Annotated in this window: 23 protein-coding genes; 11 read left to right on the top strand and 12 right to left on the bottom strand. The window is 68.6% G+C overall.

What is annotated here, in order from left to right:
* Nucleotides 1-81: 81 nt before the first annotated feature.
* Nucleotides 82-723 (bottom strand): TetR/AcrR family transcriptional regulator, encoded by a 642-nt coding sequence (locus AC4D2C_RS11530; protein WP_490914979.1) that lies wholly within the window; start codon nt 721-723, stop codon nt 82-84.
* Between the two features lie 64 nt (nt 724-787).
* Between AC4D2C_RS11530 and AC4D2C_RS11535 the strand changes: the two genes are divergently transcribed.
* From AC4D2C_RS11535 to AC4D2C_RS11545, 3 genes are all read left to right on the top strand, one after another.
* Nucleotides 788-1,627 carry an ATP-binding cassette domain-containing protein gene (locus AC4D2C_RS11535; RefSeq protein ID WP_490914980.1) on the top strand — a complete coding sequence of 280 codons (840 nt, stop codon included), beginning with the start codon at nt 788-790 and terminating at the stop codon, nt 1,625-1,627.
* A 3-nt stretch (nt 1,628-1,630) separates the two neighbouring features.
* Nucleotides 1,631-3,973: a YhgE/Pip family protein gene (locus AC4D2C_RS11540; protein WP_490914982.1), complete on the top strand. Its 2,343-nt coding sequence runs from the start codon at nt 1,631-1,633 to the stop codon at nt 3,971-3,973.
* A 96-nt stretch (nt 3,974-4,069) separates the two neighbouring features.
* Nucleotides 4,070-4,390, top strand: coding sequence for a putative quinol monooxygenase (locus AC4D2C_RS11545; protein WP_490914983.1), 321 nt, complete (start codon nt 4,070-4,072; stop codon nt 4,388-4,390).
* 19 nt (nt 4,391-4,409) lie between these two features.
* Here the strand turns inward: AC4D2C_RS11545 and AC4D2C_RS11550 are convergent, their stop codons facing one another.
* Nucleotides 4,410-4,973, bottom strand: a complete 564-nt coding sequence (locus tag AC4D2C_RS11550) for a GNAT family N-acetyltransferase (protein ID WP_490914984.1) — start codon at nt 4,971-4,973, stop codon at nt 4,410-4,412.
* A gap of 99 nt (nt 4,974-5,072) precedes the next feature.
* Complete coding sequence (locus tag AC4D2C_RS11555) at nt 5,073-6,875, bottom strand: bifunctional metallophosphatase/5'-nucleotidase (protein WP_490914986.1); 1,803 nt, start codon at nt 6,873-6,875, stop codon at nt 5,073-5,075.
* Between the two features lie 159 nt (nt 6,876-7,034).
* Here AC4D2C_RS11555 and AC4D2C_RS11560 point away from each other — a divergent pair, with 159 nt between their 5' ends.
* Nucleotides 7,035-8,018, top strand: coding sequence for an alpha/beta hydrolase (locus AC4D2C_RS11560; protein WP_490914988.1), 984 nt, complete (start codon nt 7,035-7,037; stop codon nt 8,016-8,018).
* 5 nt (nt 8,019-8,023) lie between these two features.
* Entirely contained in the window at nt 8,024-8,551 is a 528-nt protein-coding gene (locus AC4D2C_RS11565; RefSeq protein WP_490914990.1) for a GNAT family N-acetyltransferase, read from the top strand.
* A 19-nt stretch (nt 8,552-8,570) separates the two neighbouring features.
* On the opposite strand, the gene AC4D2C_RS11570 is transcribed toward AC4D2C_RS11565, so the two are convergent.
* The 6 genes from AC4D2C_RS11570 to AC4D2C_RS11595 all read right to left on the bottom strand — a co-directional run bounded on the left by AC4D2C_RS11570 (nt 8,571) and on the right by AC4D2C_RS11595 (nt 13,407).
* Complete coding sequence (locus AC4D2C_RS11570) at nt 8,571-8,954, bottom strand: hypothetical protein (protein ID WP_490914992.1); 384 nt, start codon at nt 8,952-8,954, stop codon at nt 8,571-8,573.
* A 165-nt stretch (nt 8,955-9,119) separates the two neighbouring features.
* Entirely contained in the window at nt 9,120-9,464 is a 345-nt protein-coding gene (locus tag AC4D2C_RS11575) for a cupin domain-containing protein (protein WP_490914994.1), read from the bottom strand.
* A gap of 61 nt (nt 9,465-9,525) precedes the next feature.
* Entirely contained in the window at nt 9,526-10,092 is a 567-nt protein-coding gene (locus AC4D2C_RS11580) for a dihydrofolate reductase family protein (protein WP_490914995.1), read from the bottom strand.
* Between the two features lie 50 nt (nt 10,093-10,142).
* Nucleotides 10,143-11,042, bottom strand: a complete 900-nt coding sequence (locus AC4D2C_RS11585; RefSeq protein ID WP_490914997.1) for an alpha/beta fold hydrolase — start codon at nt 11,040-11,042, stop codon at nt 10,143-10,145.
* A complete protein-coding gene (locus tag AC4D2C_RS11590; protein ID WP_490914999.1) occupies nt 11,039-11,890 on the bottom strand; it encodes an SDR family NAD(P)-dependent oxidoreductase in 852 nt (283 codons plus the stop codon). Before AC4D2C_RS11590 ends, AC4D2C_RS11585 begins: the two co-directional genes overlap by 4 nt.
* On the bottom strand, nt 11,887-13,407 hold the full coding sequence (locus AC4D2C_RS11595; RefSeq protein ID WP_490915001.1) for a flavin-containing monooxygenase: 1,521 nt from the start codon (nt 13,405-13,407) through the stop codon (nt 11,887-11,889). The genes AC4D2C_RS11590 and AC4D2C_RS11595 overlap by 4 nt, the downstream gene beginning before the upstream one ends.
* A gap of 70 nt (nt 13,408-13,477) precedes the next feature.
* Here AC4D2C_RS11595 and AC4D2C_RS11600 point away from each other — a divergent pair, with 70 nt between their 5' ends.
* The 5 genes from AC4D2C_RS11600 (at nt 13,478) to AC4D2C_RS11620 (ending at nt 18,607) form a co-directional block, all read left to right on the top strand.
* Complete coding sequence (locus tag AC4D2C_RS11600) at nt 13,478-14,539, top strand: AraC family transcriptional regulator (protein ID WP_490915003.1); 1,062 nt, start codon at nt 13,478-13,480, stop codon at nt 14,537-14,539.
* A 37-nt stretch (nt 14,540-14,576) separates the two neighbouring features.
* Complete coding sequence (locus AC4D2C_RS11605) at nt 14,577-15,557, top strand: LacI family DNA-binding transcriptional regulator (protein WP_490915005.1); 981 nt, start codon at nt 14,577-14,579, stop codon at nt 15,555-15,557.
* 91 nt (nt 15,558-15,648) lie between these two features.
* A complete protein-coding gene (locus AC4D2C_RS11610; protein WP_490915007.1) occupies nt 15,649-16,512 on the top strand; it encodes a DUF6414 family protein in 864 nt (287 codons plus the stop codon).
* Between the two features lie 55 nt (nt 16,513-16,567).
* Nucleotides 16,568-17,515 carry a TIR domain-containing protein gene (locus AC4D2C_RS11615; protein ID WP_490915009.1) on the top strand — a complete coding sequence of 316 codons (948 nt, stop codon included), beginning with the start codon at nt 16,568-16,570 and terminating at the stop codon, nt 17,513-17,515.
* Nucleotides 17,516-17,968: 453 nt separating this feature from the next.
* Nucleotides 17,969-18,607 carry a rolling circle replication-associated protein gene (locus tag AC4D2C_RS11620; RefSeq protein WP_490915011.1) on the top strand — a complete coding sequence of 213 codons (639 nt, stop codon included), beginning with the start codon at nt 17,969-17,971 and terminating at the stop codon, nt 18,605-18,607.
* A 319-nt stretch (nt 18,608-18,926) separates the two neighbouring features.
* Here the strand turns inward: AC4D2C_RS11620 and AC4D2C_RS11625 are convergent, their stop codons facing one another.
* Together AC4D2C_RS11625 and AC4D2C_RS11630 are read right to left on the bottom strand one after the other, a co-directional pair.
* Nucleotides 18,927-20,333, bottom strand: coding sequence for a recombinase family protein (locus AC4D2C_RS11625; protein ID WP_490915013.1), 1,407 nt, complete (start codon nt 20,331-20,333; stop codon nt 18,927-18,929).
* A 137-nt stretch (nt 20,334-20,470) separates the two neighbouring features.
* Nucleotides 20,471-22,366, bottom strand: a complete 1,896-nt coding sequence (locus tag AC4D2C_RS11630) for a pectate lyase-like domain-containing protein (protein WP_490915015.1) — start codon at nt 22,364-22,366, stop codon at nt 20,471-20,473.
* 218 nt (nt 22,367-22,584) lie between these two features.
* Between AC4D2C_RS11630 and AC4D2C_RS11635 the strand changes: the two genes are divergently transcribed.
* Nucleotides 22,585-22,899: a DUF6457 domain-containing protein gene (locus AC4D2C_RS11635; protein WP_490915016.1), complete on the top strand. Its 315-nt coding sequence runs from the start codon at nt 22,585-22,587 to the stop codon at nt 22,897-22,899.
* A gap of 10 nt (nt 22,900-22,909) precedes the next feature.
* Here AC4D2C_RS11635 and AC4D2C_RS11640 read toward each other — a convergent pair whose 3' ends face one another.
* Entirely contained in the window at nt 22,910-24,208 is a 1,299-nt protein-coding gene (locus tag AC4D2C_RS11640; RefSeq protein ID WP_490915018.1) for an MFS transporter, read from the bottom strand.
* Nucleotides 24,209-24,253 lie beyond the last annotated feature (45 nt).

Consider the following 24,253-nt stretch of genomic DNA (forward strand, 5'->3'; position numbering starts at 1 on the left):
CCCGTTCGCCTTTACGTTACGCAGTATTGCGGCTCGCCCCTCGCGTGTCGCGACCCCTCGGGGTCGTCCGGCGTCCGTCGCCTAGGGTGCGAGCGCTGCGCGGAGGACCGCCGCGATGCTCCCCGTGACCTGTTCCTCCGTGACGGCCTCGGGATCGGCCGCGCACTCCACGGCCATGCCGTTCACCGTGGCCAGCAGGATGGTCGCGAAGACGGTGTAGTGCTCGGGGTCCGACGGCGCTCCGAAGGCGCCCGCCCGCTCGGCGAGGGTGGTGGCGAGGAGGGTGCGGCGAGTGCGCCGGTGCTCGCGGAACACGGCCCCCACCTCGGGGTCCCGGCCGGCCTGGAGGGCGAACTCGACCACGAGCGCGTGCCAGCGACGCTCCCGCAGGACGCCGCGGGCGAGGTAGCGGGCGGTGTGCAGGACGGTCTCGTCGAGGGAGCTGATGTGGTCCACCTGGCTGAGTACGTCGGCGGCGGTGTCGGCGAGGCGCTCGCTCAGCAGCGTGGCGAACAGCTCCTGCTTCGAGCCGAAGTTGGAGTAGACGGCGCCCTTCGTGTACCCCGCGCGCTCGGCGATGGTGTCCAGCCGTGCGGCGACGTAGCCGATCTCCTCGAAGACCTCCAGGGCCGCGACGAGCAGGCCCGCCCGGACGTCCTCGCGGCGGGGGCGCCGTCGTGGCCGCCCCGCCGTCGTGCTGCCGTTGTCCGTGCTCGTCGTCATCCGACCTCCTCGAGCTAGGATACCATTGGTACTGAATACTCTTGGTATTGAAATGAAGGATGCCGTGACCCTCTCCCCGCCTGTCCCGTCCGCCGACCAGCCGGCTGACGGCGCGCCCGCCGTCGCCGTGGAGGGACTCAGCCTGCGCGCCGGGCAGCGCACGATCTTCGAGGACGTCACCTTCGAGGTCCCCGCCGGTGCCCTCGCCGTCCTCGCCGGTCCGTCCGGAACCGGCAAGAGCCCACTGGCGCTCGCGGTCGCCGGGCGGCTCACCGCGACCGCCGGGCGCGCGACCGTGCTCGGGCTCGCCCTGCCTCGGCACGCCGGCGCCGTACGCCGCCGGGTCGGTATCACCGGCAACGCCACGGTGACGCCGCTCGACGAGACGCTCACCGTGAAGCACCACGTGACCGAGGCGCTGGAGCTGGCCGGCCCGTGGTGGAGGCCCTCGGCGTCCGCCGCGCACGTGGACCGCACCATCACCGCGGCCAACGACCTGCTCGGCGTGCTCGAGGGCGTGTTCGAGGACGTGGACGGGAATGCCGTGACGCCCCTGATCAGGGCCCGGCTCCACCGGAGCCAGCTCGTCCGGGACGCCGCCCCCGCGGCGCGTTTCACGCTCGGGCTCGTCCTCGCACTCGCCTCCGACCCGGACATCCTCGTGGTGGACGACGTGGACCAGCTCCGCACCGTCCACGAGCGGCGCGCCGCCTGGGCCGCACTGCTCACGCTCGGACGGACCGGCGGGCACGGGAAGCCGCTCACCGTCGTCGCCACCTGCCAGGACCGGCGGGAGCTCGACGACGTCCTCGACTCCGGACACCACCTCGGTGCGCTGCCCCTGCGCCCCGTCACCGCCCACACCCTCGGGGCACTCCCGTCCCCGGTACCCGAAATCAGGTAACGCGTGTTCTCCCTGCTCCGCACGGAACTCTCCCGCTTCCGCATCACCCTCACCGCGAAGGCCGCCCTGCTGGTCATCGCGATCATCCCCGCCCTCTACGGAGGTCTCTATCTCGCCGCGAACTGGGACCCCACGGGCCACCTCGACCACCTGACCGCTGCGGTCGTGAACGAGGACCGGCCTGCCACCGCAGCCGGTCCCGGCGGCGCCGAGAGCACCATCTCGGCCGGCGCCGACCTCGCCGGGTCGCTCACCTCCTCGGCCGACGCGGGCTTCACCTGGGTCGAGGTCGGCAGGGACGAGGCTCAGGAGGGCCTCGACGACGGCACCTACGCCGCCACGCTCACCATCCCGTCGGGGTTCTCGTCCACCCTGGCCTCCGTGGGCGGCGACACCCCGGCCCGGGCGATGCTCGACATCACCACCGACGATGCCGACAGCTACATCGTGGGCCAGGTGGGCAACACCGTCGCCGCCGACCTGCAGCGGCAGGTGCAGTCCGGCGCCACGGAGGACTATCTGGACAGCATCTACCTCGGCTTCTCCTCGCTGCACGGCAAGCTCACCGAGGCCGGCGACGGCGCCGGCAGGATCGCGGACGGCGCCAGGAGCGCGGACGAAGGGTCCGCGTCGCTCGTCGTGGGGCTCGGGAGCCTCGTCGACGGCAGCTCCCAGCTCTCCTCCGGCAGCGCCCAGGTGGCGGCCGGCGCGGCCGACCTCGCCACGGGGACGGGCGATCTCGCCGCCGGCCTGGACCGACTCGACACGGCGACGGCGGACCTCGAGCCGCAGTCGCAGCAGCTGGCGGACGGCACGGCGTCCGCCGGCACGGGCGCAGCGACACTGCGTGATGGTGCCGCCGGACTCGCCACCGGGACCCGGGCGGTGGCCGACGGCGCCGCGCAGCTCTCGGGTTCGGCGACCACCCTGGCGGACGGCACCCGGCGTGCGGCCGACGGCGTCACGCAGGTCGGGAACGGGGCAGGCGCCCTCGCAGCGGGAGCCACCGGGCTCCGGGCCGCAGCCGACGAGGCGGCGGCCGGTTCGCGGACCGTCGCCGACGGCCTCGCCGGGCTTGCCGCGAACTACGGCTCCCTCTCCGACGCCGAGCGGCTCGCCGCCCTCCAGCAGCTGGCCGCGGGCGCCGATGCCGCCGTCACGGGCAGCGAGGGAATCGCAGGCGGCGCCGGGAGCCTCGCCGCCTCGGCCTCCGACCTCTCCGTGGGAGCCGGGAGCGCTGCGGCCGGTGCATCCGCCGCAGCCGACGGCGCCGCGTCGCTGGCAGCGGGTGCCTCCGACCTCTCCCAGGCTGCGGGCGCCGCTGCCGGCGGGGCCGCGCAGGTGTCCGAGGGTGCCGCAGGCCTCGCCGACGGGCTCGTGCAGCTACGGACCGGGACGGCAGCACTCGCCGACGGCACACCCGCACTGCGGGACGGCATCGTGTCCGCGTCCGACGGCGCCGACCAGCTCGCAGCGGGGGCGTCGACGCTGAGCAGCGGTGCCGGGCAGGTCGCCGGGGGAGTGGCAGGCCTCGCCGACGGCTCCGCCCAGGCGTACGACGGCGCCACCCGACTCGAGGACGGGCTCGGGGCGCTGTCCACCGGATCCTCCGACCTCGCCCGGCAGCTCGACCAGGGCGCAGGGCAGGTCCCGGACTACGACGAGGCGCAGCGCTCCACGCTGAGCGGCGTCGCGGCGTCGCCCGTCGCGATCGAACGGACGCACGCCAACGCCGTGGACGCGTACGGCGAGGGCATGGCCCCGTACTTCATCCCGCTGGCGCTCTGGGTGGGCGGCATCATCACCTACACCGTGCTCCGGGCCGTCTCGCCGCGGGCGCTCGCGTCGACGGCCGCCTCCTGGCGTGTCTCGGCTGCCGGCTACCTGCAGGGTGCGCTCTTCGCGGTGCTGCAGGCCCTCGTGCTCCTCGGCGTCCTGGTCGCCGCCGTCGGACTGACCACACCCCATCCGCTGGGGCTACTGGCCTTCACCGTCCTCACCGCCCTCGTGTTCACGGCGATCCACCAGGCGCTGGTCGCGCTCCTCGGGGGCGTCGGCCGCCTCGTGGCACTGGTGCTCCTGATGCTGCAGCTCACCTCCGCGGGCGGCACGTATCCCGTGGAGACCGCGCCGGGCTTCTTCCGGTTCCTGAGCCCTCTGCTGCCCATGACGCACGCCGTCGAGGGGTTGCGCCACCTGATCGCAGGCGGTGACGTCGGCGTCGTCTGGCTCGCCGCCGCGCAGCTGGGGGTCTTTTTCGTGCTCGCAGCGGTGGTCTCGGTGCTGGCGTCCCACCGTCGCCGTTCCTGGTCCATGGAGAAGCTGCACCCCAGCCTCGCGATCTGACAACCATGCGTCCACAGGCTCCTGGAGCGCATGCGTTCCGGGGGAGGACCGCCTAGGTTGGGTAGGTACCCGTTCCCGTCAGGAAGGCACCATCCCATGATCTTCATCGTCGTCAAGTTCACCGTGAAGCCCGAATGGAGCGACCGCTGGATCGACCTCACGCGGGACTTCACGGAGGCCACGCGCCAGGAACCGGGCAACCTGTGGTTCGACTGGTCGCGCAGCGTCGAGGACCCGAACCAGTTCGTCCTCGTCGAGGCGTTCCAGGACGATGCCGCGGAGGCCCACGTGAACAGCGACCACTTCTCCCAGGCTATGCGGGACATGCCGCAGGCCCTCGTGGAGACGCCGGAGATCATCAGCGAACGCATCGGCGCCGAGGGCTGGGGCCGCATGGGCGAGCTGACGATCGCCTGACGCTCCCGCGTGACGGGCGTCAGGCGGTGCTTCCCGCGCCCGTGGCGCCCGTGGGCAGTGCCTGCTGCAGGATGAAGTCGTCCTCGAAGCGGTCGCCGAGGCGGAACCGCTTGGTGCCGACCTTCCGGAAGCCGTGCTTCCCGTAGAAGCGGATGGCACGGGCGTTCTCCTGGTTCACGCCGAGCCAGACACCCGACAGGCCCGAGGCGGCCGCGAGGTCGAGGGTCGCGGTCATCAGGGCCGCGGCCGAGCCCCGGCCGTGGTGGCCCGGGTGGACGTAGAACTTGCTGAGCTCGACGACGGGCGAGATCGACAGCGCGGACAGGACGTCGGCGTCCGTGGGCTGGTCCAGGACGATCATGCTCCAGCCGGCGATCCCGCCCTGCTCGCGCAGGCAGAGGATGGTGTGCCCGGGGAGGTCGGCGAGGGCCGCGAACCGTTCGGCCGACAGATGCGTCTCGATGTGCTGCCGGATGTCCTCGGGCCGTGAATCCGCGGGGCAGGCGAGGGGGAAGGTGACGGCTGCGCAGGCGGCGAGCGCTGCGGCGTCGTCGGCCGTCGCCGTCGATATGTCGATGGTCATGCTTCCAATCTAGGACGAACGAGAGCAGGACGCGGACCGGGGTCCGCGTCCTGCTGTCGGAAGGCGTCGGAACGGGCAGGGACCCGCGCCGATGGGGGACTAGCCGAAGACCGGCTCGCCGTTGCGGGTGAGCTTCCAGTTCTCCTCGAAGAACGTGGCCGGGTCGATGGTGCCCTTCGCGATCAGGTAGTCGATGAGGAGCTGCCGGATCTCGGTGGTCTGGTTCACGAGCACGGGGGCCGTCGCGATGTGCGGGAAGTTGCCGCCGCCGGACTGCCGGTAGTTGTTCGTGGCCACGGCGAAGCGCTGGGCCGGGTCGATCGGCGCACCGGCATAGCTGAGGTTCACGATGCGCTCGCCCACGGGCTTGCTGATGTCGATGTCGTAGGAGACACCGGACATCATGTCGTAGTTGTAGTCGGGGGTCCCCCCGGCGTTGGTCAGCGCGGCGGGATCGACGGGTGCTCCCGGAGCGGTCTGCGTGAAGTACTTCGCCGAGTACTCGAGGTAGTCCTTGACCTGTGAGCCGGTCAGTTCGACGCCGAAGAGCGTGTTCGGGAAGACGTACAGTCCCGCCATGTCGCGGATGGTCACGGGACCCTGCGGGATCACGGCCGCCCGGTTGAAGGGCGCCACGATCGACAGGACCGGGAGGTCCGCGTTCGGTGTCCCGTCGAGCGCACTGTCCACGGCGCCGGCCTGGACCTCGTTGACGAAGTCCATGACGGCCGTGTCGCGGATGCGCGCTTCGGCGGCGGACATCGTCTCGGTCGCAATGCCGATCGGGGTGTTCACGTAATCGATGGTGCGCTGGTGCTGGTCGGCCGCGATCGCCGAGATCTTCGGGTCCGCAGGCACGGTGTTGGTGTTGAGCAGCTCCGAGTTCGCCGACGTGACGTCCCACTGGCCGCGGACCTTCGTGAGCTCGAAGTCCATGACGGACAGGCGCATGCCCCAGTTCTTGGGCTCCGTGAGGAGCACCTGCTCGCCGGTCTGCTTGTTCGTGACGAAGCGCTCCGGGATCTCCTGGTGCTCGTGGCCCGCGAGGATCGCGTCGATCCCGGGGACCTGCTCGGCGATCAGCGTGGAGGCGTTCTCGACCGGCAGCGCCCCGCCGTAGGATGACGTGCCGGAGGGGCCCGAGTGCGAGCTGACGACGACGACGTCGGCGCCGGCGGACCTCATCTCGGGGACGTACGTGCGCGCCTGCTCCACCATGTCGTCGAACACCAGCCGGCCCTCGACGTTGTTCTTGTCCCAGATGGCGCTGCCGGGGGTGGTGAGCCCGAGGATGCCGACCCGGATGGGCTTCTGGCCCTTCAGCTTGACCGTCCTGATGACGTAGGGGGTGAAGGCGTCCTCGCCCGTGACCGCGTCCTTGACGTTCGCGCCGAGGAGCGGGAAGTCGAGCTGCTCCTCGTAGGTGCGCAGGAGGGGGAGCCCGTAGTTGAACTCGTGGTTGCCGAGCGTGGTGGCGTCGTAGTCCATGGCGTTCATCGCGGCAGCCATCGGATGCGTCTCGCCGGTCTCGGAGACGGGCTTCACGGTGGCGAAGTAGTCCGTCAGCGACGTGCCCTGGATGGTGTCACCGTTGTCGATCAGGAGGGTGGATTCCTCGCCGCGGTCCGCGCGGACCTGGTTGACGAGGGTCGAGATCTTGGCGAGTCCGACGTCGTTGTGCGCGGCGTCGTCGTACTCGGCGTTGGTGAAGTAGTCCCAGTTCTCGATGTAGCCGTGGAGATCGCTGGTACCCATGACGGTGATCGAGACCGTCGGGTCCTTGGGGCCCTTGCCTCCGCTGGGTGCGGCGGTCGCGGCGGGTGCGGATCCGATGGCTGCGATGCAGCCGATGGCGACCGCCGCGATGGCGCGGCGGTGCCCCCTGGTGAAACTTTCTGACACGTGGAATCAGCTCCTGTAGGAATGCGGTGGCAGCAGCCTACCCGTGACCGGTGACACACTGGTGACGCTGGCCTTGCTCCGGGTGAACGGAGGGGGTCGCGTACCGGGCGGCCGCTCCAGGTCCGCCCGCTGGGGAAGCCACGCCGGGGAGGACCGCGAATGACCACGCACACGGATCAGCAGGATGTTTACCGGGAGGATGTACTCGGCCCCGGATACGAGGTGCGGACGCTTCCGTTGCGCCCCGACGACGAGGGCGACGTGGTGGCGACCCTGATCCGCAGCACGATCCCCGGCGGTTCACGGAAGGCCGTGCTCTACGTCCACGGATTCGTGGACTACTTCTTCCAGACGCACCTCGCCGATGCGTGGCACAGGGCCGGCTTCGACTTCTACGCCCTGGACCTGCGGAAGTACGGGCGGTCCCTGCGCGACCACCAGACGCCGAACTACATCACGTCCCTCGAGGACTACGACGAGGAACTGGACGAGGCGGCACGCATCGTCCGGGAGGAGGGCCACGACGTCCTCGTGGTCATGGCGCACTCGACGGGCGGGCTGGTCACCTCCCTGTGGGCGCACCGGCGTCGGGGCCGCGGGATCGTCGACGCGCTCGTCCTCAACAGCCCCTGGTTCGACCTCAACGCGAGCCTGTTCCAGCGCACCCTCGGCACCGCGGCGCTGCATCGGATCGGGACGCTCAGGCCGCGCACCGTCGTCGGGACGCTCGGCTCCTCCTACGGCCGCTACCTGCACCGCGACAGCGGCGGGGAGTGGGACTACGACCTGACGTGGAAGCCGCACAGCGGCTTCCCGGTCGTCGCTGCCTGGCTGGCCGGCATCCGCCGCGGGCACGCCCAGCTCAAGCGCGGCCTCGCCATCGACTGCCCCGTGTTCGTCGCGTGCTCCGACGCCACCTCGAACCCCGCGAAGGAGCCGGCACGGGTCTCGTCCACCGACGTGGTGCTCGACGTCGAGCACATCGCCGCTCGTACCCCGAAGCTGGGCAGGCTCGTCACCCTGGTGCGCATCGCGGGCGGCATCCACGACCTCACGCTCTCACCGGAGCCGGCGCGGTCGGCGTTCTTCGCCGAACTCGCACGCTGGCAGGAAGCGTACGTCCCTGCGGGGCCCGAGCGGTGACCCGCGTGGAGCAGGTCGCGCCTGACGACGGCGGGAGCGTGCGGTCGCTCGCGGCGCTGCGGGCTGCCTGGGCTGCGGAGGACGCCGGAGCCGTCGCCCGCTCCGTGGTGGGCGGTCCGGCCGGTGCGCCGCCGAGTGCGCTCGGGGTGACACTGGCGACCCCGGTCGGCGAGGAGTTCGCCGAGGGGTTCGCCGAGGGGTTCGCCGAGTGGTTCGAGACGCAGGACCGTGTGTTCCTCCTGGCCCGCGACGACGACGGCGACCCTGTAGGGATGTGCAACCTGCAGTTCTTCAGGCGCATGCCGAGGCCGGGGGTGCCGTCGTCGTGCTGGGGCTACCTGGCGAACGTCTACGTGCTGCCCGCCTACCGCGGCGCGGGCGCGGGTGGCGAACTCGTGGCTGCTGCTGCAGGGTGCGCACGGGCCGCGGGTGCGGTCCGGCTGGTCACCGCCCCGACGGAACGGTCACGGTCGCTCTACCGGCGGCACGGGTTCGGCGCTGCGGATGCGCTGCTGGTGCTGCCGCTCTCCTGAGCGTCGCCCTGAGCCGTTGTCAGGCCGGGCGGCGTGTTGCCAGGCGTTCGGCGAGGGCTTGTTCCTCGCACATCGCCGAGTGAGCCAGTGCGAACACCCTCGCATCGGAGCGCAGTTGGCCGATGAGCGCGAGGGCGGAGCGGGCGTCCTGCGCCTCGGGTTCGAGGAGTTGGGCCGCAGTCGCGTGGAGCCTGCCGGCCCCCGCCTTCGCGGCCGCGAGCCAGAGCCCCTGGACGGCATCGCGCCACTGTTGGGGGTCAGGGCTCCGGAAGGCACGTTCGATGGTGAGGATGCGTTCGTCCAGCAGATCGGTGAAGCGGGAGACGAAGGACGACGCGGCCCGGTGCGAGCCCAGTTCGGCGACGAGCCTCGAGACGGCTGCCTTGTCGATGATGGGCTGCACGTCAACTCCTTCCACTCAGGACCGGTGGCGGAAGGTCACCGGAAGGGACCTTCTCGGGTCCCCACCGCGTGCCCAGTCTTCCCGTGCAACATGAAGCTGGAGCGCAGGACGGCTTGAGGTTTCATCAAGATCCCCCGAAGCCGGGGCGAAGCCGCAGGTCGGTCGTCAGTCATCGGGGCCGAGGACATCCGCAGATGCTTCTCCTGCCGCGGTCCCCTTCAGCTGCACGAGGATCGCCCGGCTCGGTGTCGAACCCGTGTTTTCCCCGGAGTGGCGTTGCGCCGGCAGCCACACGGCCTGGCCGGCGGTGAGTCGCGTATCGAAGACCCTGTCGCCGGCGGAGAGCCGGCGTGAGAAGGAGCTCAGCGCGATCAGGACGCTGTTCGGGTGATCGTGGGGCGTCGTCGCGTCGCCCGGTTCGTCGACGTACTCGAGGACGCGGACGAGGTCGTTCTCCCAGAGCACCGAGTAGTGGTCGGGGTCGGTGATGGTCGGATCGTCGTTGATCATGGCTGGACTGTACGCCGCTTCCGATGCGGCGGCCAGACCGCACGGCGGACCGGGCGCGGACTCAGGTGTCCTCGTGCGCGATGTCGTAGACCAGTACCGCGAACTGCCCCTGCTGCTCGACGGAGCGGAGGGTCAGCCGGTCGGACTCGACGCGCAGGGGCAGCAGCGGCGCCCCTCCGGTCAGGGTGACGGGTGCGAGGGCCACCTCGAGCTCGTCGAGCAGGCCGGCGGCGAGGAACTGGCCCGCGAGATCACCGCCGCCCACGATCCAGATGTCCCGCCCACCCGCTGCCTCGCGGATCTGCTCGAACACCGGCCGCACGTCGCCCGAGACGAGCCGCACGTCCGCACCCTCCGGGATGGGGAGGTCCCTCGTGGTGAAGACGAAGGTGGGCCGATCCGCGTACAGGGTCCGCCACTTCTCGGGCTCCTCGAGGAGATGCTCGAACGCCAGCACCCACTCGTACGTCGTCGAGCCTTCCACGAGCACACCCACGGACTCGAAGAAGCGCTCGTAGTTCGCAGGGGGCGGAGGACGGTCGACGGCGAAGAGCCAGTCCAGCGAGTTGTGCTCGTCGGCCAGAAAGCCGTTGAGCGTGGAGGCCGTGTAGAAGACGACGCGAGTCATGGACCATTCCATCATCCGGCGCTCGCTGCGGGAAGGGGAGAGTCGCCGGGCTACCCCCGCGCCTCGACCCCGCCGATGAACCGCCGCACGAGGGCGTCGAACTCCTCCTCGCGTTCGATCTGCGGCATGTGCCCGGTCTTCTCGAACAGGTGGAACTCCGCGTGCGGGAAGACTGCCCGGGCGTGCTCGAGGTGCGACGCCGGCAGGATGCGGTCATCCTCGCCCCACACCACGAGCATCGGCTTGTGCTGCGCCGCGATCGTGCGCAGGAGCTCGGTCCGCCAGCGACGGCGCACCCCGCGGAACGTGCCGAGATGCCGTGCGACCGCGAGCAGTACCTCGTCGTGCACCGGGTTCCCGCCGACGGCCTGTGCGTGGTCGAGCCGTTCCTCCGTGACGAACGTCCTGTCGAAGAACAGTGCGCGTTCCGTGCGGTACGCGACCTTGCGTGATTTGTCCTTCATGAGCCGCCGGCCGAGTGGACGGATCGCGAGGATGCGCAGTGCGAGGGTGACCTCCTTGCCGAAGCCCGCACTGTTCGCCAGCACGACGCTCCGCACGCGCGCCGGTTCCAGTGCGCTGATCTTCATGGCCACCGCGCCGCCGAGCGAGTTGCCCACCAGGTGCAGCGGCCGGTGCTCGCCGAGGGTGTCCAGGGCCGCGATGACGAACCGCGCGATCGACTCCAGCGAGTAGCGGCCCGCGGTCCGCTCGGACAGGCCGAACCCCGGGAGGTCCACGCTGATGACCCGGTGGTCCGGTGCGAGCCTGCCGTACAGTCCCTCCCAGTCCTCCAGGCTGCGCCCGATGCCGTGCAGCAGGAGTACGGGAGGCTGGTCCCGCGTACCCTCGTCGCGGTAGCGGACGCGGATCCCGTCGACGGCCAGGAAGCCGCCGTCCGGTGCTGTCGGGGAAGACGCGCGCGCCGGTGACCGTCCGGCGCCGCTCATCGCCGCGCCTTCCCGGCGAGACGGAGGAGCCTCGTCCCGCTGCGCTCGAGGGTACCGAAGGACATCGGCGCCAGGCGGGCGACGACGTCGGGCACCTTGGCGCTCAGCCCGATCAGCAGGCGGGGCCGCCGGGCCTTGACGGCCTCGAGCATCAGCTCGGCGGCCTTCTCGGCAGGGAACGTGAGGAGCTTGTCGAAGTCGTCCTTCGCGCGTTCCACGTCGACGTCCCTCAGGTTCCCCCCGATGCGCGCGTTGCGCGCGATGCCCGTCCGGATACCGCCGGGATGCACGGTCGTGGTGCCGATGCCGCGCGGCAGCAGCTCGTTGCGGAGCGCCTCGGTGAACCCGCGCAGTGCGAACTTGCTGGACGAGTAGGCCGTCTGGCCCTTCGGCCCTACGAGCCCGAACAGGCTCGAGACGTTCACGATGTGCCCGCCCGCGCTCATCCTCGGCAGCAGGTGGTGCGTGAGACGCACGGGTGCGGAGAAGTTGATGGCCATGACCCAGTCGAAGTCGTCCAGGCTGATCTGGTCGAACTGCCCGGCCAGCGCCACGCCGGCGTTGTTGACCAGGAGGTCCACCCGGTCGGTCGCGGCCAGCAGATCGGCGGCGAGGCGATCGACGGCGTCGCGGTCCGCGAGGTCGGCCACGAACGTGGTGACCCCGCCGCCGGGGTAGGTGGCGCGGATGGAGGCGGCGACGGCGTCGAGCCTCTGCGCGTCGCGGTCGACGATCAGCAGGGTGCTGCCGCGCTCGGCGAGGCCGCGGGCGAGGTGCTCGCCCATCCCTCCCGCGGCTCCGGTGACGACGGCGGTGGCACCGGCGAACTGGAAGGGGCGGATGCTCATGCGTGGATCTCCTGCAGGTCGGGCGCGGGGGCGGTGGGCGGGGCGGGTGCGTCGAAGACCATGTTCCTGGCCAGGTTCCCGCGGAGCGCCGTGGGGGCGTCGAGCAGGTAGTTCTGCCGCATGGTCCACGGCTGCCGGTCGCCCTGCTTGGGGAAGGCCGGGACGGCGCGCTGCACGTAGCCGGAGGTCAGGTCGAGGATGGGCCGGGCCTTCATGTCGCCGTCGGCGACAGGGGCGCCGTAGCGGTGGCCGTTGCGGTCGAGGTGTTTGATGAGGCGGCAGACGTAGCGCGAGCTGAGGTCCGCCCGGAGCGTCCAGGAGGCGTTGGTGTAGCCCACGCACAGGGCGAGGTTCGGCACGCCGCTGACCATCAGCCCCCGGTACACCCACGAGTCGCCGAGGTCCACGGGACGCCCGTCCACGGTGAAGGTGGCACCGCCGAGCGGCAGCATCACCAGGCCCGTGGCCGGGACGACGACGTCGGCCTCCAGCTCCCGTCCCGAGGCGAGGCGGATGCCGGTGGGGGTGAACGTATCGATGGTGTCAGTGACCACGGAGGCCCTGCCGGATTTCAGGGCCTTGAAGAAGTCGGCGCCGGGCGCGACGCACAGGCGCTGGTCCCACGGGTTGTACGCGGGGGTGAAGTTCTCCTCCACGGTCTTCTCGTCGCCGAGGATCCGTGCGGTCTGCGTGCGGATGAGCTTCTTGGCGATCTCCGGGCGGCGGCGGCACAGCTGGTAGAAGGCATGCGTGAACAGGACGTTCTTGGCGCGGGCCACGTGGTGGGCGATCCCGGCGGGCAGGTGCCGGCGTACGGCGTCCGAGAACCTGTCCCGGCTCGGCACGGCCGTGATGTAGGTGGGGGAGCGCTGCAGCATGGTCACGTGCGCGGCGTCCTGTGCCATGGACGGGACGAGCGTGACGGCGGTGGCGCCACTGCCGATCACGACGACGCGCTTGCCCGCGTAGTCGAGGTCCTCGGGCCAGAACTGGGGGCGCACGGTCTCGCCCTGGAAGGACTCGTGGCCGGTGAAGGACGGCTCGTACGCGTGGTCGTAGTCGTAGTAGCCGCTGCACAGGTAGAGGAACCCGCAGGTGAGCTGCTGGCGCTCGGTCGTGACACGGCCGTCGTCGTCGTCCGTCACGTCGAGTTCCAGCGTCCAGCGGGCGTCCGCCGAGGACCAGGCCGCGCCGACCAGCCTGGTGGAGAAGCGGATGCGCTCGCGGATGCGGGGGTCCTCCGCGGTCTCGCGGATGTACTGCAGGATCGAGGAGCCGTCGGCGATCGCCTTCGCCTCCGTCCACGGGCGGAACGGGTATCCGAGCGTGAACATGTCGCTGTCGGAGCGGACGCCCGGGTAGCGGAAGAGGTCCCACGTGCCGCCGATCGCGCCGCGCGCCTCGAGGACGGTGAAGCTCTTGCCCGGCAGTTCCGTGGAGACCCGGTAGGCGGCTCCGATGCCGGACAGGCCGGCGCCGACGATCACGACGTCGAGGTGTTCGAGGGAAGTGTCCATCCTCCCATTGTCCCGGCGGGCGGCGGGGCCGGGCTTGACTTCACGCGACAGGTATTTACCCTTGGACGACATGGGCTCCGTCATCCGATCCGCCGGCATGCGCGGCTTTCGCGACGTCGTCGAGCAGTTCGGCGGGGACGCGACGGAGCTCGCGGCGCAGTACCGCGTGCCGCAGGAGGCGATCGACAGCGACGACGTGCTCGTCTCCAATGTCGCCATGGCAAAGCTCCTCGAGGGCGCGGCCCGCCAGCTGCCCTGTCCCGATCTGGGCCTGCGCATGTCGGAGTACCAGGACATCGGCATCCTCGGCCCGCTCGCGGTGGCCGTGCAGAACTCACCGACCGTCGGTGCGGCGCTCGACTGCGCGTCCCAGTTCCTCTTCCTCCACAGCCCGGTGCTCCGCTTCACGATCGTGCCGGACCCGGAGGGACGGAGCGGGTCGCTGGGCCTCTGCTACGGCTCCTCGCAGGGGACGCCGCCGCGCCAGGCCACCGACGCGATCCTGGCCTTCGCGCACCGGATGATCCGCTTCCTCGTCGACGGGCCGTACGGTCTCCACTCGGTCCATCTCTCGCACCAGCCCAAGGTGCCTGCCGCCCGGTACACCGGGTTCTTCGGCGCCGAGGTGCGGTTCGGACAGCCGGCGTCGCTCCTGCGGGTGCCGCGGAGCCTGCTGGACCGGCCGTTGGACGGCGTGGACGGCACGCTCCGCGAGATCGCCCTCGAGTACCTGCACAGCCACTTCCGCGAACCCGGCCGGGTGGTCGCGCCGCAGGTCAGGAACGCCATCGACCGCATGCTCGGTACCTCGCCGCCGCGGATCGATGCGGCGGCCCGGCTCCTCGGGGTGCACCCGCGCACCCTCCAGCGTCGACTGGCCGCCGAGGGTGCCACCTTCGAGGTGCTGCTCGACGACGCCCGCCGTGAAGCGGCGCTGCGGCTGCTCACGCGAACCGACCTGCCGCTCCAGCAGGTCGCGGGACTCGTGGGCCTGTCCGAGCAGTCGGCGCTGACGCGGTGCGTGCGTCGGTGGTGCGGGACGACGCCGAGCGCCGTCCGCGCGGGCGGCCCCGGCTCACCGGTCGGTGTCCTGCCGGACGGCCCGGGCTTCCCGTCCGGTGCCCCGACCTAGACTGGCTGGCAACGGACGGGTACGGGGAGGGGGAGTGATGCCGGCTATCACGAGCGCCGACGTGGCCCGCGAGAGCGGCGTCTCACGCACCACCGTCAGCTACGTCCTCACCGGCCGGAGCGGCGTCAGCATCTCCGAGGAGACCCGGCGCCGCGTGCACGAGACCGCGGCCCGGCTCGGGTACGCCCCCTCGGCCGCGGCCCGCGCGCTGCGCACCGGTCGCAGCGACCTGGTGCTGTGCATCCTGCCGGACTGGCCCGTGGGCCCCGTGATCGAGACGCTGCTGGACGAGCTCGCCGACGGACTGTCCGGCCGCGGGCTGTCCGTCCTTGTGCACCACGGCCGGAGGACACGGCCCCTGAGCGACCTCTGGCGTGCCGTGACACCCCGCGCGGTCATCGGGTTCGCTCCGTTCGCCGACGACGATCTCCTCGCGATGCGCCGTGCGGGGATCCAGGTGCTCGGCACCCTCGGTGAGGAGCACCGGCCGGACGCCGGGCTCCCCGCGGAGAGCCAGCTCGAGATCGGCGCGCTGCAGGTCCGACACCTCGCCGCCCGTGGACACCGGCGTTTCGGTTATGCCTGGCCCACGGATGCGCGGCTCGAGATCTTCGCCCGGGATCGCCTCCTCGGCGTCCGGCGGGCCTGCGCCGAGCTGGCCCTCGAGGAACCCACGGTGCTGCCGGTCGGCCTCGAGGCCGTCGACGCTGCGACCGCTGTCCGTCGGTGGCGGGAGGAGGGGGTCACCGCCGTCGCCGCCTACAACGACGACGTCGCGCTCGCGGTGCTCGCCGGATTGCGGTCCGAAGGGCTGTCCTGCCCGGACGACTGCGCGGTGGTGGGCGTCGATGACGTGCCCGCGGCGCGGCTCGCGGCACCTCCGCTCACGACGGTGTCGCAGTCGATCGGGGTGCAGGCCCGCTACCTCGCCGCGCTGGTGTTAGCCGACCTCGACGGGCTGGAGAAGCCGGCCCACCCCGGTCACGGGCTGCAGCTCGTGGAGCGGGACTCGGCCTAGGCCCTGTGTGCGCTGGCACGGGTGCCACGCACGTGGGCAACCCGACAAGTTACCAAAGCACCGTCAGCGGGCCCACTGGTATGTTGTGAAGATGGGGTATAACAAGCCAAAAGCCAGGGTCCATCGCGAGTTTATGTACTTGAATCATGAAACAATCATAAATTCCCTTTCCGCTATGGAAGCCGGAAAGGTCGATGAGATAATTCAGAAAGCTTCGGAAGCTAGAGAAGGAGGCCTCGACGGAACTCTTGGGTCGGGGTCGGCTAGACAGTCCGGAGGCCAGACCAAAAAAAGCGACATTCAGGAAGAACTTGTTCGAACTAGAACCCGGTTCTCCTCATTCGATGCTTGGTACAACTATGTGCAGTCCGCCGGGGCCTTCGGCACTCTGGACGGTTGGGACCTGCCCACGCGCGGTGAAATGGGCGTCGGGGATACAGTCCAGTTTAAGGCTCGGGTCAGCCTTGCCCCATTGCACAAGGTTTTTTCGACTTTCATCTCTTTTGCGAATGCATCGAGCAGTGCCGATTCAATTTTCAAACTACCGGCAAAAGACGTCGGTGAGATGAAGAAGAACGCTCGAATGATGAGCGGATTGATGAGGGGTAAGAATGACTCGAAAAATCTCTTGGTTCAAATCGCGCCCTTCGGAATCGGCGACCCTAGGATAATGGCTGGCCTTGACGAGCAGTACCTCGTCGGAGGCGGCCAAAGCGTCGAAGGAGAGTTCACGGTTGTTGGGCAGATCGAATCGCTTTTGGACGAGGGCGAAAAGCTTCCTGCACTCCGGGTAGTGCGAGACACGCCTCCCACTGCTTTGGAGGTCACCACCTTGACCTCGGGGATGACAAACATGATCGGACCTGCTGCGACTCTAGGTGTAGTTCTCACGGAGAGCGATATCGTTTTCGAGTACCCAGCTGTTGTCCTTCATCCGATAGCAATATTTCGTTGATCCCAGACCGTAAATACTTCTGCCCTCGGACAGAGTTTGTTAGAACAGGAAGCCCTTGAGTTATTACCATGCCCGCGTATCCGTCCGCGGTGAACGGCACGACGAAATTAAAACCGACATGGATGAGGAAACCCTTGAGAGGCAATTTTTGCAGCCTTATAGGGAAGGCAAACCAATTACGATCAATGGCAGGTCGATAGGGCCAGAGCTGCTCAGTAGAATCCGCATTAGTGCAAGCGATTGGCACACATCAGCAATGATTCCTCAAATTAGGCAAGAAGATGTCGATTCTGGTCTCATGTTACTTGGGGGCCCAAGCCTCGAAGCGAAAGCTGCAGGTCGTGCGGTCGATGTGACAGATCAATACATCACCGGCCCTGCTGGCTTCGCACAAAATAGCTTGGCGCTTCCTGGTCCGACGGCACAAGAGGCATCGGTTAGAGTGAACGGCCCCGGCGATCGGATCAGTGTTTTCGTGGTGACCGGTCGTGACGGTGAAGCATACGCCGCAATAGTCGCCTTCCTTCGGGCGCTAGGCCTACGGGTCGTGGAGTGGGAGCAAGCCGTTGCAAGGACTGGTTTGCCCAACCCCTATGTTGGAGACGTTGTACAAACCGGACTAGCGATGGCGGACGCAGTCGTCGTCCTATTCACGCCCGATGACGTTGTGCAACTCCGACCAGACCTCGTTCGGGAGGATGATCCGACCGAAGAAAGCCAAAAAATGGGTCAAGCGAGACCAAACGTCTATTACGAGGCGGGAATTGCTGATGCCTTAGGACGGGACAGAACAGTACTTGTAGAAGTGGGCAGAGTGAAAGCTTTCAGCGACGCCGCTGGGCGTCACGTTGTCCGATACGACGGTTCGCCGGCCAAGCGTAACGCCTTTGCGGAAAGACTTAGGCTTGCTGGTTTAATCGTTGACACTTCCGGCAGTGCTTGGTTGAGCGACGGTGATATCTCGCCTGCCATTTCGACGGCTCGAGCAAGCCTAGAGTCTTAGGACGGGGTGAGAGTTAGCTCCGGCGCAGCCGGAGCTACTTCACTTGAAATAGCAACATAACTCGGGGGAGTGTTTGGGGCACCTAGCTACCCTGCGCTTGGTCGTAGGCGCTGCCCGGCCTGCAGGAGTGCTTTGGCGTGCGAGCACCAGGAGTCTGGCGGTTGCCTTCCTAAATGTGGTGGTGCTAGTGACACGGATGTTACTGGTATGGCAAACTGCTTCTAGGACCGGGCAGAACCAACTCAGGGCCCTAAGGTTCAATTTTTCGGTAGTCCTCCTGAGGGGCTGAGCATCGTGGTAGGCCCGCGACCCAAATTGCTCAACGGTTAATGACAGAGTTGGGCCCGCCGGAGCGAGACCGGATGCTGGGGTCCCTGTCGCTTCTTCCTTCTTCTAACTCTCCTTGTCAGTGGACCTCGGCGATTCCTTGTCGGTTTCGTCCCTGGGGTCCTCATGCCTGCCACTGCTATTTCTCATCCGCTTCAGCGCCTCATTACTCCTGACGCCGGATGGTCGTTCACGCTTTACCCTGCTGCCGGTGAGGGAGGCGGCTGTTACGTCAGTTCGCAGCGGCCGCCACGCAGTTATGTGGCAAAGGGGTCGGCGGCTGACCCTGATCGGGCAGCGTCGGAGGCGGGGCGACGTGCTCGCGCTAAGCTCCGTCGCTATTGCGCGGCTAATCGGCTGAACCGCCTGGGTACATTGACGTATGCCGGCGCTGGTTGCCACGATCCGAAGCAGCTCCGTCTGGATGTGGCGGAGTTTTTCCGCAGCCTCAGAGCTGCGCTTAGCGGTGAGCCGTTTCCTTATGTGTGGGTTCCTGAGTGGCATAAGACGAATCATGGTCTGCATGTGCATTTCGCGGTGGGCCGGTTCATCCCGCGGGAACGTATTCATGCGGCATGGGGGCGGGGTTTCGTACACATCAAGCTCCTTGGCGGGCTCGGTGTGGGCTCGGGGCGCTGGCTGAGGCTCGGCTCGCGGCCGGCTACTTGTCGAAGTATGTCTCCAAGTCCTTCACTGATCCCGGCGCACGGGTGTTCGGATTGCATAGGTACGACGTTGCCCAGGGTTTCCGGCCGCTCGGTGTGACCCTGACAGGGGTTTCAGCAGCACAAGTCATGGGCCAGGCCAGCGATTATATGGGCACTTCCCCTGGCCTCGAATGGTCCTCGTCCTCGGTAGAGGAGTGGGCTGGTCCTCCTGCTATCTGGGCGCAGTGGGGTGCGTGATGATGGAGCCTGATGTAGTGGCTGCTTGGGTCAAGGCGAGTTGTCAGGCGCAGGGGATTCCGGAAAAGGTCACCGATATTGCGGCTCTGCGGGAGATTGGCGTGCTGCTGGGCGTCGGGGTGAGCCGGACACGCGCGCATGGCGCGCCAGCGCCGAGCACGTGACGGCTCGGCCGGCCCCTACTGCCGCCGGTCCGGTACGACGCGGTTCGGGTCCAGTCCGTGGCGGCCGACCTTCTCGGCCGGCAGGATCGTGACGTGGTTCAGCACGGCTTTGACGATCGCCACCTGCCGGGAAAGATTCAGGCCGTCCCACTGTGCGCGGAGCTCGTCGCCGTGGCCGATGTAATCCGCGACGGCATCCCGGCGAGTCAGACGGGCGAATGTTTTGCGGTTGGCCTCCAAACGTTCCTCAATTCGTTTCCGAGCTTTCAACCACTCGGCGCGTGAGAGGTCGTTGTCCGCCCACATGGCTGCGAGCTCATCCAACTTGTTGATGTCGGCCTGTATTGCATCTGCCATCGTCCGGGCTTCGTCTTGGTCATCGTCGCCACCGGTAAGGGCTTCGTGCATTAGGGGGGAGTCCAGTCGGTAGAGCACCGCTTGGGCGATGAACTTCTCGATCATTTCGGCGTAGATGTAGATGCCTCCACAGCCGCGGCTGTCCGGGCCCTGGCGGCAGCCATAACGGCGGATTTCCCCTCGGGGCGCGGAGTTGAGTTTCGTCCCGCATTTGCCGCAGATCAGGAGTCCGGTGAGCAGGTATCGGCGGGCGCTACGGTTCGTCCGGCGGGCAGGGTCTAGCAGTAGCCGGCGCAGGCGTTCGCCTTGATCGGGGCTGATGATTGGGTCCCAGGCCGCCGGGCCGATGATGTTCCCTTGATGCACGCGCATGCCCCAGTTGCGCGGGTTCGTGAGCAGCGTCCTGAGGGTGTTGGTGCGCCACTCCTTGCCTCCCACGGTTGGCACGTCGTTGTCCTGCAACCAGGTCGCCATAGATATGAGCGTCTCACCGGCCAGGGCGCGCGCGGCCAGGTCGCGGATGACCGCAGCCTCGCTTGGGTGATGAGTTGTCTTATCGTCCAGGAAGCCAAACACGCGGGGCCCGCCCATGTGGGGCTGTCCGGCTTCGGCGATCTCCCGGGACTTGCGCTGGCCTCGTCGGCGCTTTGAATCGGATTCATTGGCCGCGACCGCTGCTAGTAGTCGCGCCATGAGTAGGCCGTCTCCTTTAGCCAGATCGATGTCTCCTGAGAGTGTGACGACATCGCGCACTCCTGCGCGTGTGCAGGTATCGACAAATCGCTCGCGCTCGATAGGGCGGTGGTGCAGTCGATCCATATGCCACACGATCACGCCGTCCCGCCGGCCCTCCTTGATATCTAGCAACATCTGCTCATAAGCGGGGCGCTTCTTCCCCGAGTAGGCGGAAACATCATCGTCAACGTACTCCTGCGCCACCTGCCAGCCACGCCGCGCCGCCTCGGATCGGCAATCATCGAGTTGCCGCTTTACGCCCAACTCCTCCCCAGTCCGATCCTGAGAGATACGAGCATAGATCGCTACTGCTGAGCGCGTCTTGGTCATGGGGGTACATTAACGTCAAGTGGGCAACCCGTCCTGGGTGCACCGTCACAGGGGCGTAGCCGGTACTCGCCGGCGTGCATCGACAGGAGGGGCCGGAGCATCGCCCCGGCCCCTCCTATCGATGCACGCCCGATGCGCTACGGGTAGCGCTCCACATAGCTCGGGGTGCCGGTGTTCGCGTTGCTCACGGGCGCACCGGTGTCGTTCACCACGTGGTCGATGGTGCCTGCCCCGAGGTTCACGGTCAGGAGGTGGTTCAGCACCACGCCGGGAGTGTCCGGCACCTCGAACCCGCGGGTGGCATGGATGCTCGGGTCCACGTTGGTGAAGATGTACGAGCCGCCGCCCCAGAGCGTGTGCTGCTCCACGTCGTCCGCCACCTTGTAGCCGGCCCAGCCGAGGACGCCGTCGTGCTGCCAGGCCGCCTGGTTGGGCGGGTCGTAGGGCAGTTCGTTCTGGAAGAAGACCGTGCGGCCGTTCTCGCCGTTCCAGATGACGTTGTACTCCTGGTAGTGCTCCACGAAGAGGCCTGTGGCCGTGACGTCGTCACCGTTCACGATCACGCCGTTGAGCCCGGTGCTGACGTCCCAGCCGAAGGATCCCGCGTTACCGTGGTCTGCCCGCCACACCCACGTATGGTCGATCAGCACGTCGTCGCTGTTGATCTCGAGGCTGAGGTCCGCCTTGCCCACGTGGGGGCCGCCGATCCGGAAGTACACATCGCTCAGCGTCGTCGGGTTGGCGGGGTCGCTGTGCTTCGCGCCGTTGTTGCCGTTCTTCGTCCCGACCTGCAGCAGGACGGGGGAGTTGACGGTGCCGCCGTCGATCGTGACACCGGCGATGACGACCCCCGGAACGTCCGCGACGCGCATCGGCACCGCGCCGTCCACGGCGGTCAGGGTGGCGTGCCCCAGCCCGAGCACGACGGTGTCCGCCCGCTTCACCGCGATGGTCTGCGCGATGTCGTAGACTCCGGGGGTGAGGAGGAGGTGCTTGCCGCGGGCGAGCGCGTTGTTGATGGCCTGCACCGGATCGCCGGGCTTCGCGACGAAGAACTCGGACAGCGGGATGGTGCGCCCCGGCGTCAGGCCGTCCTTCCAGGAGATGCCGCGGGAGTCCACCTGGGCCGCGGGGACGCGGACGCTGTAGGCGCCGGAGGAGTCCGCGACCAGGTAGGGCTTCTCCCGGCTGACGGGCGTCCGGTCGAGGGTCGTGTACGGGGGAGTGGGGAAGCCCTCGTCCGAGGGTGCACCCTCGGTCCCCGAGAAGACGGCGTTCCAGACGCCGTTGGACCAGCTGCCGATCTCGCTGTTGCGGGTCAACCACTGCTGCTGCGACCCGTTGACGATGTCCCCGGCCCTCGAATCGGCGAGGTAACCGCCGCTCGCGAACTGGGGTCCGGCGGTGCAGTAGTCCATGAGCGAGAGCGTTCCGCCGGTGACGTCGACGCGCCGCAGCGAGACGGCCTGGGAGACCGCCCAGAAGTTCGCCGTCGCGCGGCAGCCGTCCTGGCCGGCACCGTTGACCTCGAGGGTGAGGTTGGAGAGCGTCCTCCAGAAATTGTTGAGCGCGATGCAGTTGCTCGTCCCGTTGTCCTCGAGGCAGCGGTTGTACACCTCGATCTTGCCGTTGATGACGACGTCGGACGGTGAGGCACCGAGACCCGCAACCTCGGTGTAGTAGCCGACCCTGAACTGCAGGGGTTCGGCGTCGGTGCCGTAGGTGCCCGGCAGGAACAGGAGGGCCGTCCGTTCGGCGCCCATCTCGTTGTCGATCTGTCGTGCGTTGACGGCGTCGACCGTGGCCTGGATCTCGCTCACGGGCATGCTCGGATCGAAGACCGTCACGTTCGGGCCGAAGTCCACGCCCGACGCCCGTGGTGTCTTTTTCATGGCGATCGGCGTCGTGGCCGCCGGGTCGAGGGGTGGGGCCGCGATGGCCGTGGCGTCGGTGCCGGCCGCCAGGAGCATCGCGGCTGCGAGGGCTGCTGCCAGGCGGAGCCGCCCGGTCCTGGTGGAGTACGGGATGGTCATGGTGAACGGTTCCTCTCCGTCGAGGTGGTCCTGCCGAAGTCGGCAGGTGAATCGTGTCACCGTGCCGGAAGGAATTACATCCCCGCACCCGAACGAAGTCAAGGAGGGCCGGAAAGACTGCGGCAGTCCTTGATGCACCGGTACGGCGGTGATACAGCTTGGGGAGCGTTGCCGGCGAGCGTCGGCAGCCCAGGAACGCCCCGACGCGAGGAGACACCATGGCAACGCCAGACGAAGAAGAGCGCACCCTCAGCGACTGGAGCCGCACTCTGACCCAGGCGCTCCAGATCCTCGACCTCGAAGTGGACCACCCCCGGATCGTGGAACTGGCCGACCGCTCGGCGCACCTGGTGGGACCGCACGCCGGCGTCATCAGCGCCTTCCTGGTGGGCTACGCCGCCGGCACCGTCACCACGAAGAGCCGGGAGGAGACGAGCGCCGCCGTCGAGAAGGCTGCGACCACCGTGACGACCGTGATCCAGAAGGACGAGGAGACGCACGAGCAGAAGGGCTGGACCGGCTCGGCGCAGTAGCCGTCGGGCATCAGGCCGGGACGGGCGTCGGGGTGTGCCGGGCCAGGCGTGCGAGTGTCCAGGCCAGGACGACGCCCACGAGCACCGCTGCGGTCAGGCCGAGGCCCGAGTAACCCAGGAGCACGAGGGCCGGGCCCGCGAGTGCGCCGCCGAGAGCGCCGGCGAGGTTCATGACCAGGTCCGACGAGCCCTGGACCGGGGCACGTTCGGCGATCTCCACGGCTCCTGCGAGGAGGGCCGACGCTGACACGATGCACGCGGACCAGCCCAGCCCGAGCAGGATTAGGCTGATCGTCACCCCCGCCTCCGATCCCGAGGCCTGCCATGCCGTCAGCAGCGCCGCGAGCAGGAGCACCTGCCCGAGGAGGATCCCCTGGATTTTGCCGGCACGGTCCGCGACCCAGCCGAACACGGGGGACAGCGCGTACATCCCGGCCACGTGCAGGCTGATGGTCAGTCCGACGACGGACAGGCCCGCACCGTGGTCGTGCAGGTGGACGGGCGTCATGGACATGACGGACACCATCGCCGCATGGCCGGCCGCGATGGCCACGACGGCGAAGCGGGCGACCGGATTGCGGGCGAGGATGGCGAGACCGCGCCGCTTCGGCGGGGCGGGCGCATCCGCCGGACGGTTCGCGGCGTCGCGGCTCAGGGCCGTCAGGAGGGGATCGGGACGTAGCCCCAGCGAGTAGACGAGTGCGGCAGCGGCCTGCGCCCCGGCAGTGAAGACGAAGCCCCCACTGAGCGCGGGGATACCGAGGACACCGGCCACGACCTGGCCCGGCTCGAAGAGGTTCGGGCCCAGCACGGCGCCGATGGTGGTGGACCACACCACGACGGAGAGGCTGCGTCCGCGGGTGTCCTCGGTGGCGAGGTCGGTCGCTGCGAAGCGTGCCTGGAGACCCGTCGCTGCTCCTGCGCCGAGCAGGACCAGGGCGACCAGCAGCAGCGGGAAGAAGGCGAGAGAGGCTGCCGTGATGGCGAGGAGGGCGCCGAGGCAGGCGACGACAGCACCTGTGGCGAGGGAGATCCGTCGGCCCCTGCGCTGGGCGAGCGTGGCGAGGGGAACTGCTGCGGCGGCGGCTCCTAGAGTGGCCATCGTCGCCGCCATGCCGGACCAGGCACTCGAGCCCGAGGTCTCGGCCGCCAGGAGCGCACCGAGGGAGAGCGTGGCACCCGCGCCCAGTCCGCCGAGGATCTGCGCGACCACCAGGACGCGGATGACGCGACGCTGCTGGTCGTGGTGGTGGTCCTGCTCGTGGTCCTGCTGGTTCCGCGGCTCGTCCTGCAGGTCCTTCTGGTCCACCGGCTCCGCCCCTCGTGGTCTTCGTGACCGGAGCAGTCTACGCGG

The sequence above is a fragment of the Arthrobacter sp. TJ-240 genome (assembly GCF_058269195.1).

Excerpts from the sequence above, each read along its gene's own strand:
- AC4D2C_RS11530 (WP_490914979.1), bottom strand. The coding sequence starts at position 723 with ATGACGACGAGCACGGACAACGGCAGCACGACGGCGGGGCGGCCACGA.
- AC4D2C_RS11600 (WP_490915003.1), top strand. The coding sequence starts at position 13,478 with ATGGGCTCCGTCATCCGATCCGCCGGCATGCGCGGCTTTCGCGACGTC.
- AC4D2C_RS11560 (WP_490914988.1), top strand. The coding sequence starts at position 7,035 with ATGACCACGCACACGGATCAGCAGGATGTTTACCGGGAGGATGTACTC.
- AC4D2C_RS11635 (WP_490915016.1), top strand. The coding sequence starts at position 22,585 with ATGGCAACGCCAGACGAAGAAGAGCGCACCCTCAGCGACTGGAGCCGC.
- AC4D2C_RS11610 (WP_490915007.1), top strand. The coding sequence starts at position 15,649 with ATGGGGTATAACAAGCCAAAAGCCAGGGTCCATCGCGAGTTTATGTAC.
- AC4D2C_RS11585 (WP_490914997.1), bottom strand. The coding sequence starts at position 11,042 with ATGAGCGGCGCCGGACGGTCACCGGCGCGCGCGTCTTCCCCGACAGCA.
- AC4D2C_RS11575 (WP_490914994.1), bottom strand. The coding sequence starts at position 9,464 with ATGATCAACGACGATCCGACCATCACCGACCCCGACCACTACTCGGTG.
- AC4D2C_RS11595 (WP_490915001.1), bottom strand. The coding sequence starts at position 13,407 with ATGGACACTTCCCTCGAACACCTCGACGTCGTGATCGTCGGCGCCGGC.
- AC4D2C_RS11580 (WP_490914995.1), bottom strand. The coding sequence starts at position 10,092 with ATGACTCGCGTCGTCTTCTACACGGCCTCCACGCTCAACGGCTTTCTG.
- AC4D2C_RS11630 (WP_490915015.1), bottom strand. The coding sequence starts at position 22,366 with ATGACCATCCCGTACTCCACCAGGACCGGGCGGCTCCGCCTGGCAGCA.
- AC4D2C_RS11620 (WP_490915011.1), top strand. The coding sequence starts at position 17,969 with ATGCCTGCCACTGCTATTTCTCATCCGCTTCAGCGCCTCATTACTCCT.
- AC4D2C_RS11605 (WP_490915005.1), top strand. The coding sequence starts at position 14,577 with ATGCCGGCTATCACGAGCGCCGACGTGGCCCGCGAGAGCGGCGTCTCA.
- AC4D2C_RS11625 (WP_490915013.1), bottom strand. The coding sequence starts at position 20,333 with ATGACCAAGACGCGCTCAGCAGTAGCGATCTATGCTCGTATCTCTCAG.
- AC4D2C_RS11550 (WP_490914984.1), bottom strand. The coding sequence starts at position 4,973 with ATGACCATCGACATATCGACGGCGACGGCCGACGACGCCGCAGCGCTC.
- AC4D2C_RS11590 (WP_490914999.1), bottom strand. The coding sequence starts at position 11,890 with ATGAGCATCCGCCCCTTCCAGTTCGCCGGTGCCACCGCCGTCGTCACC.
- AC4D2C_RS11545 (WP_490914983.1), top strand. The coding sequence starts at position 4,070 with ATGATCTTCATCGTCGTCAAGTTCACCGTGAAGCCCGAATGGAGCGAC.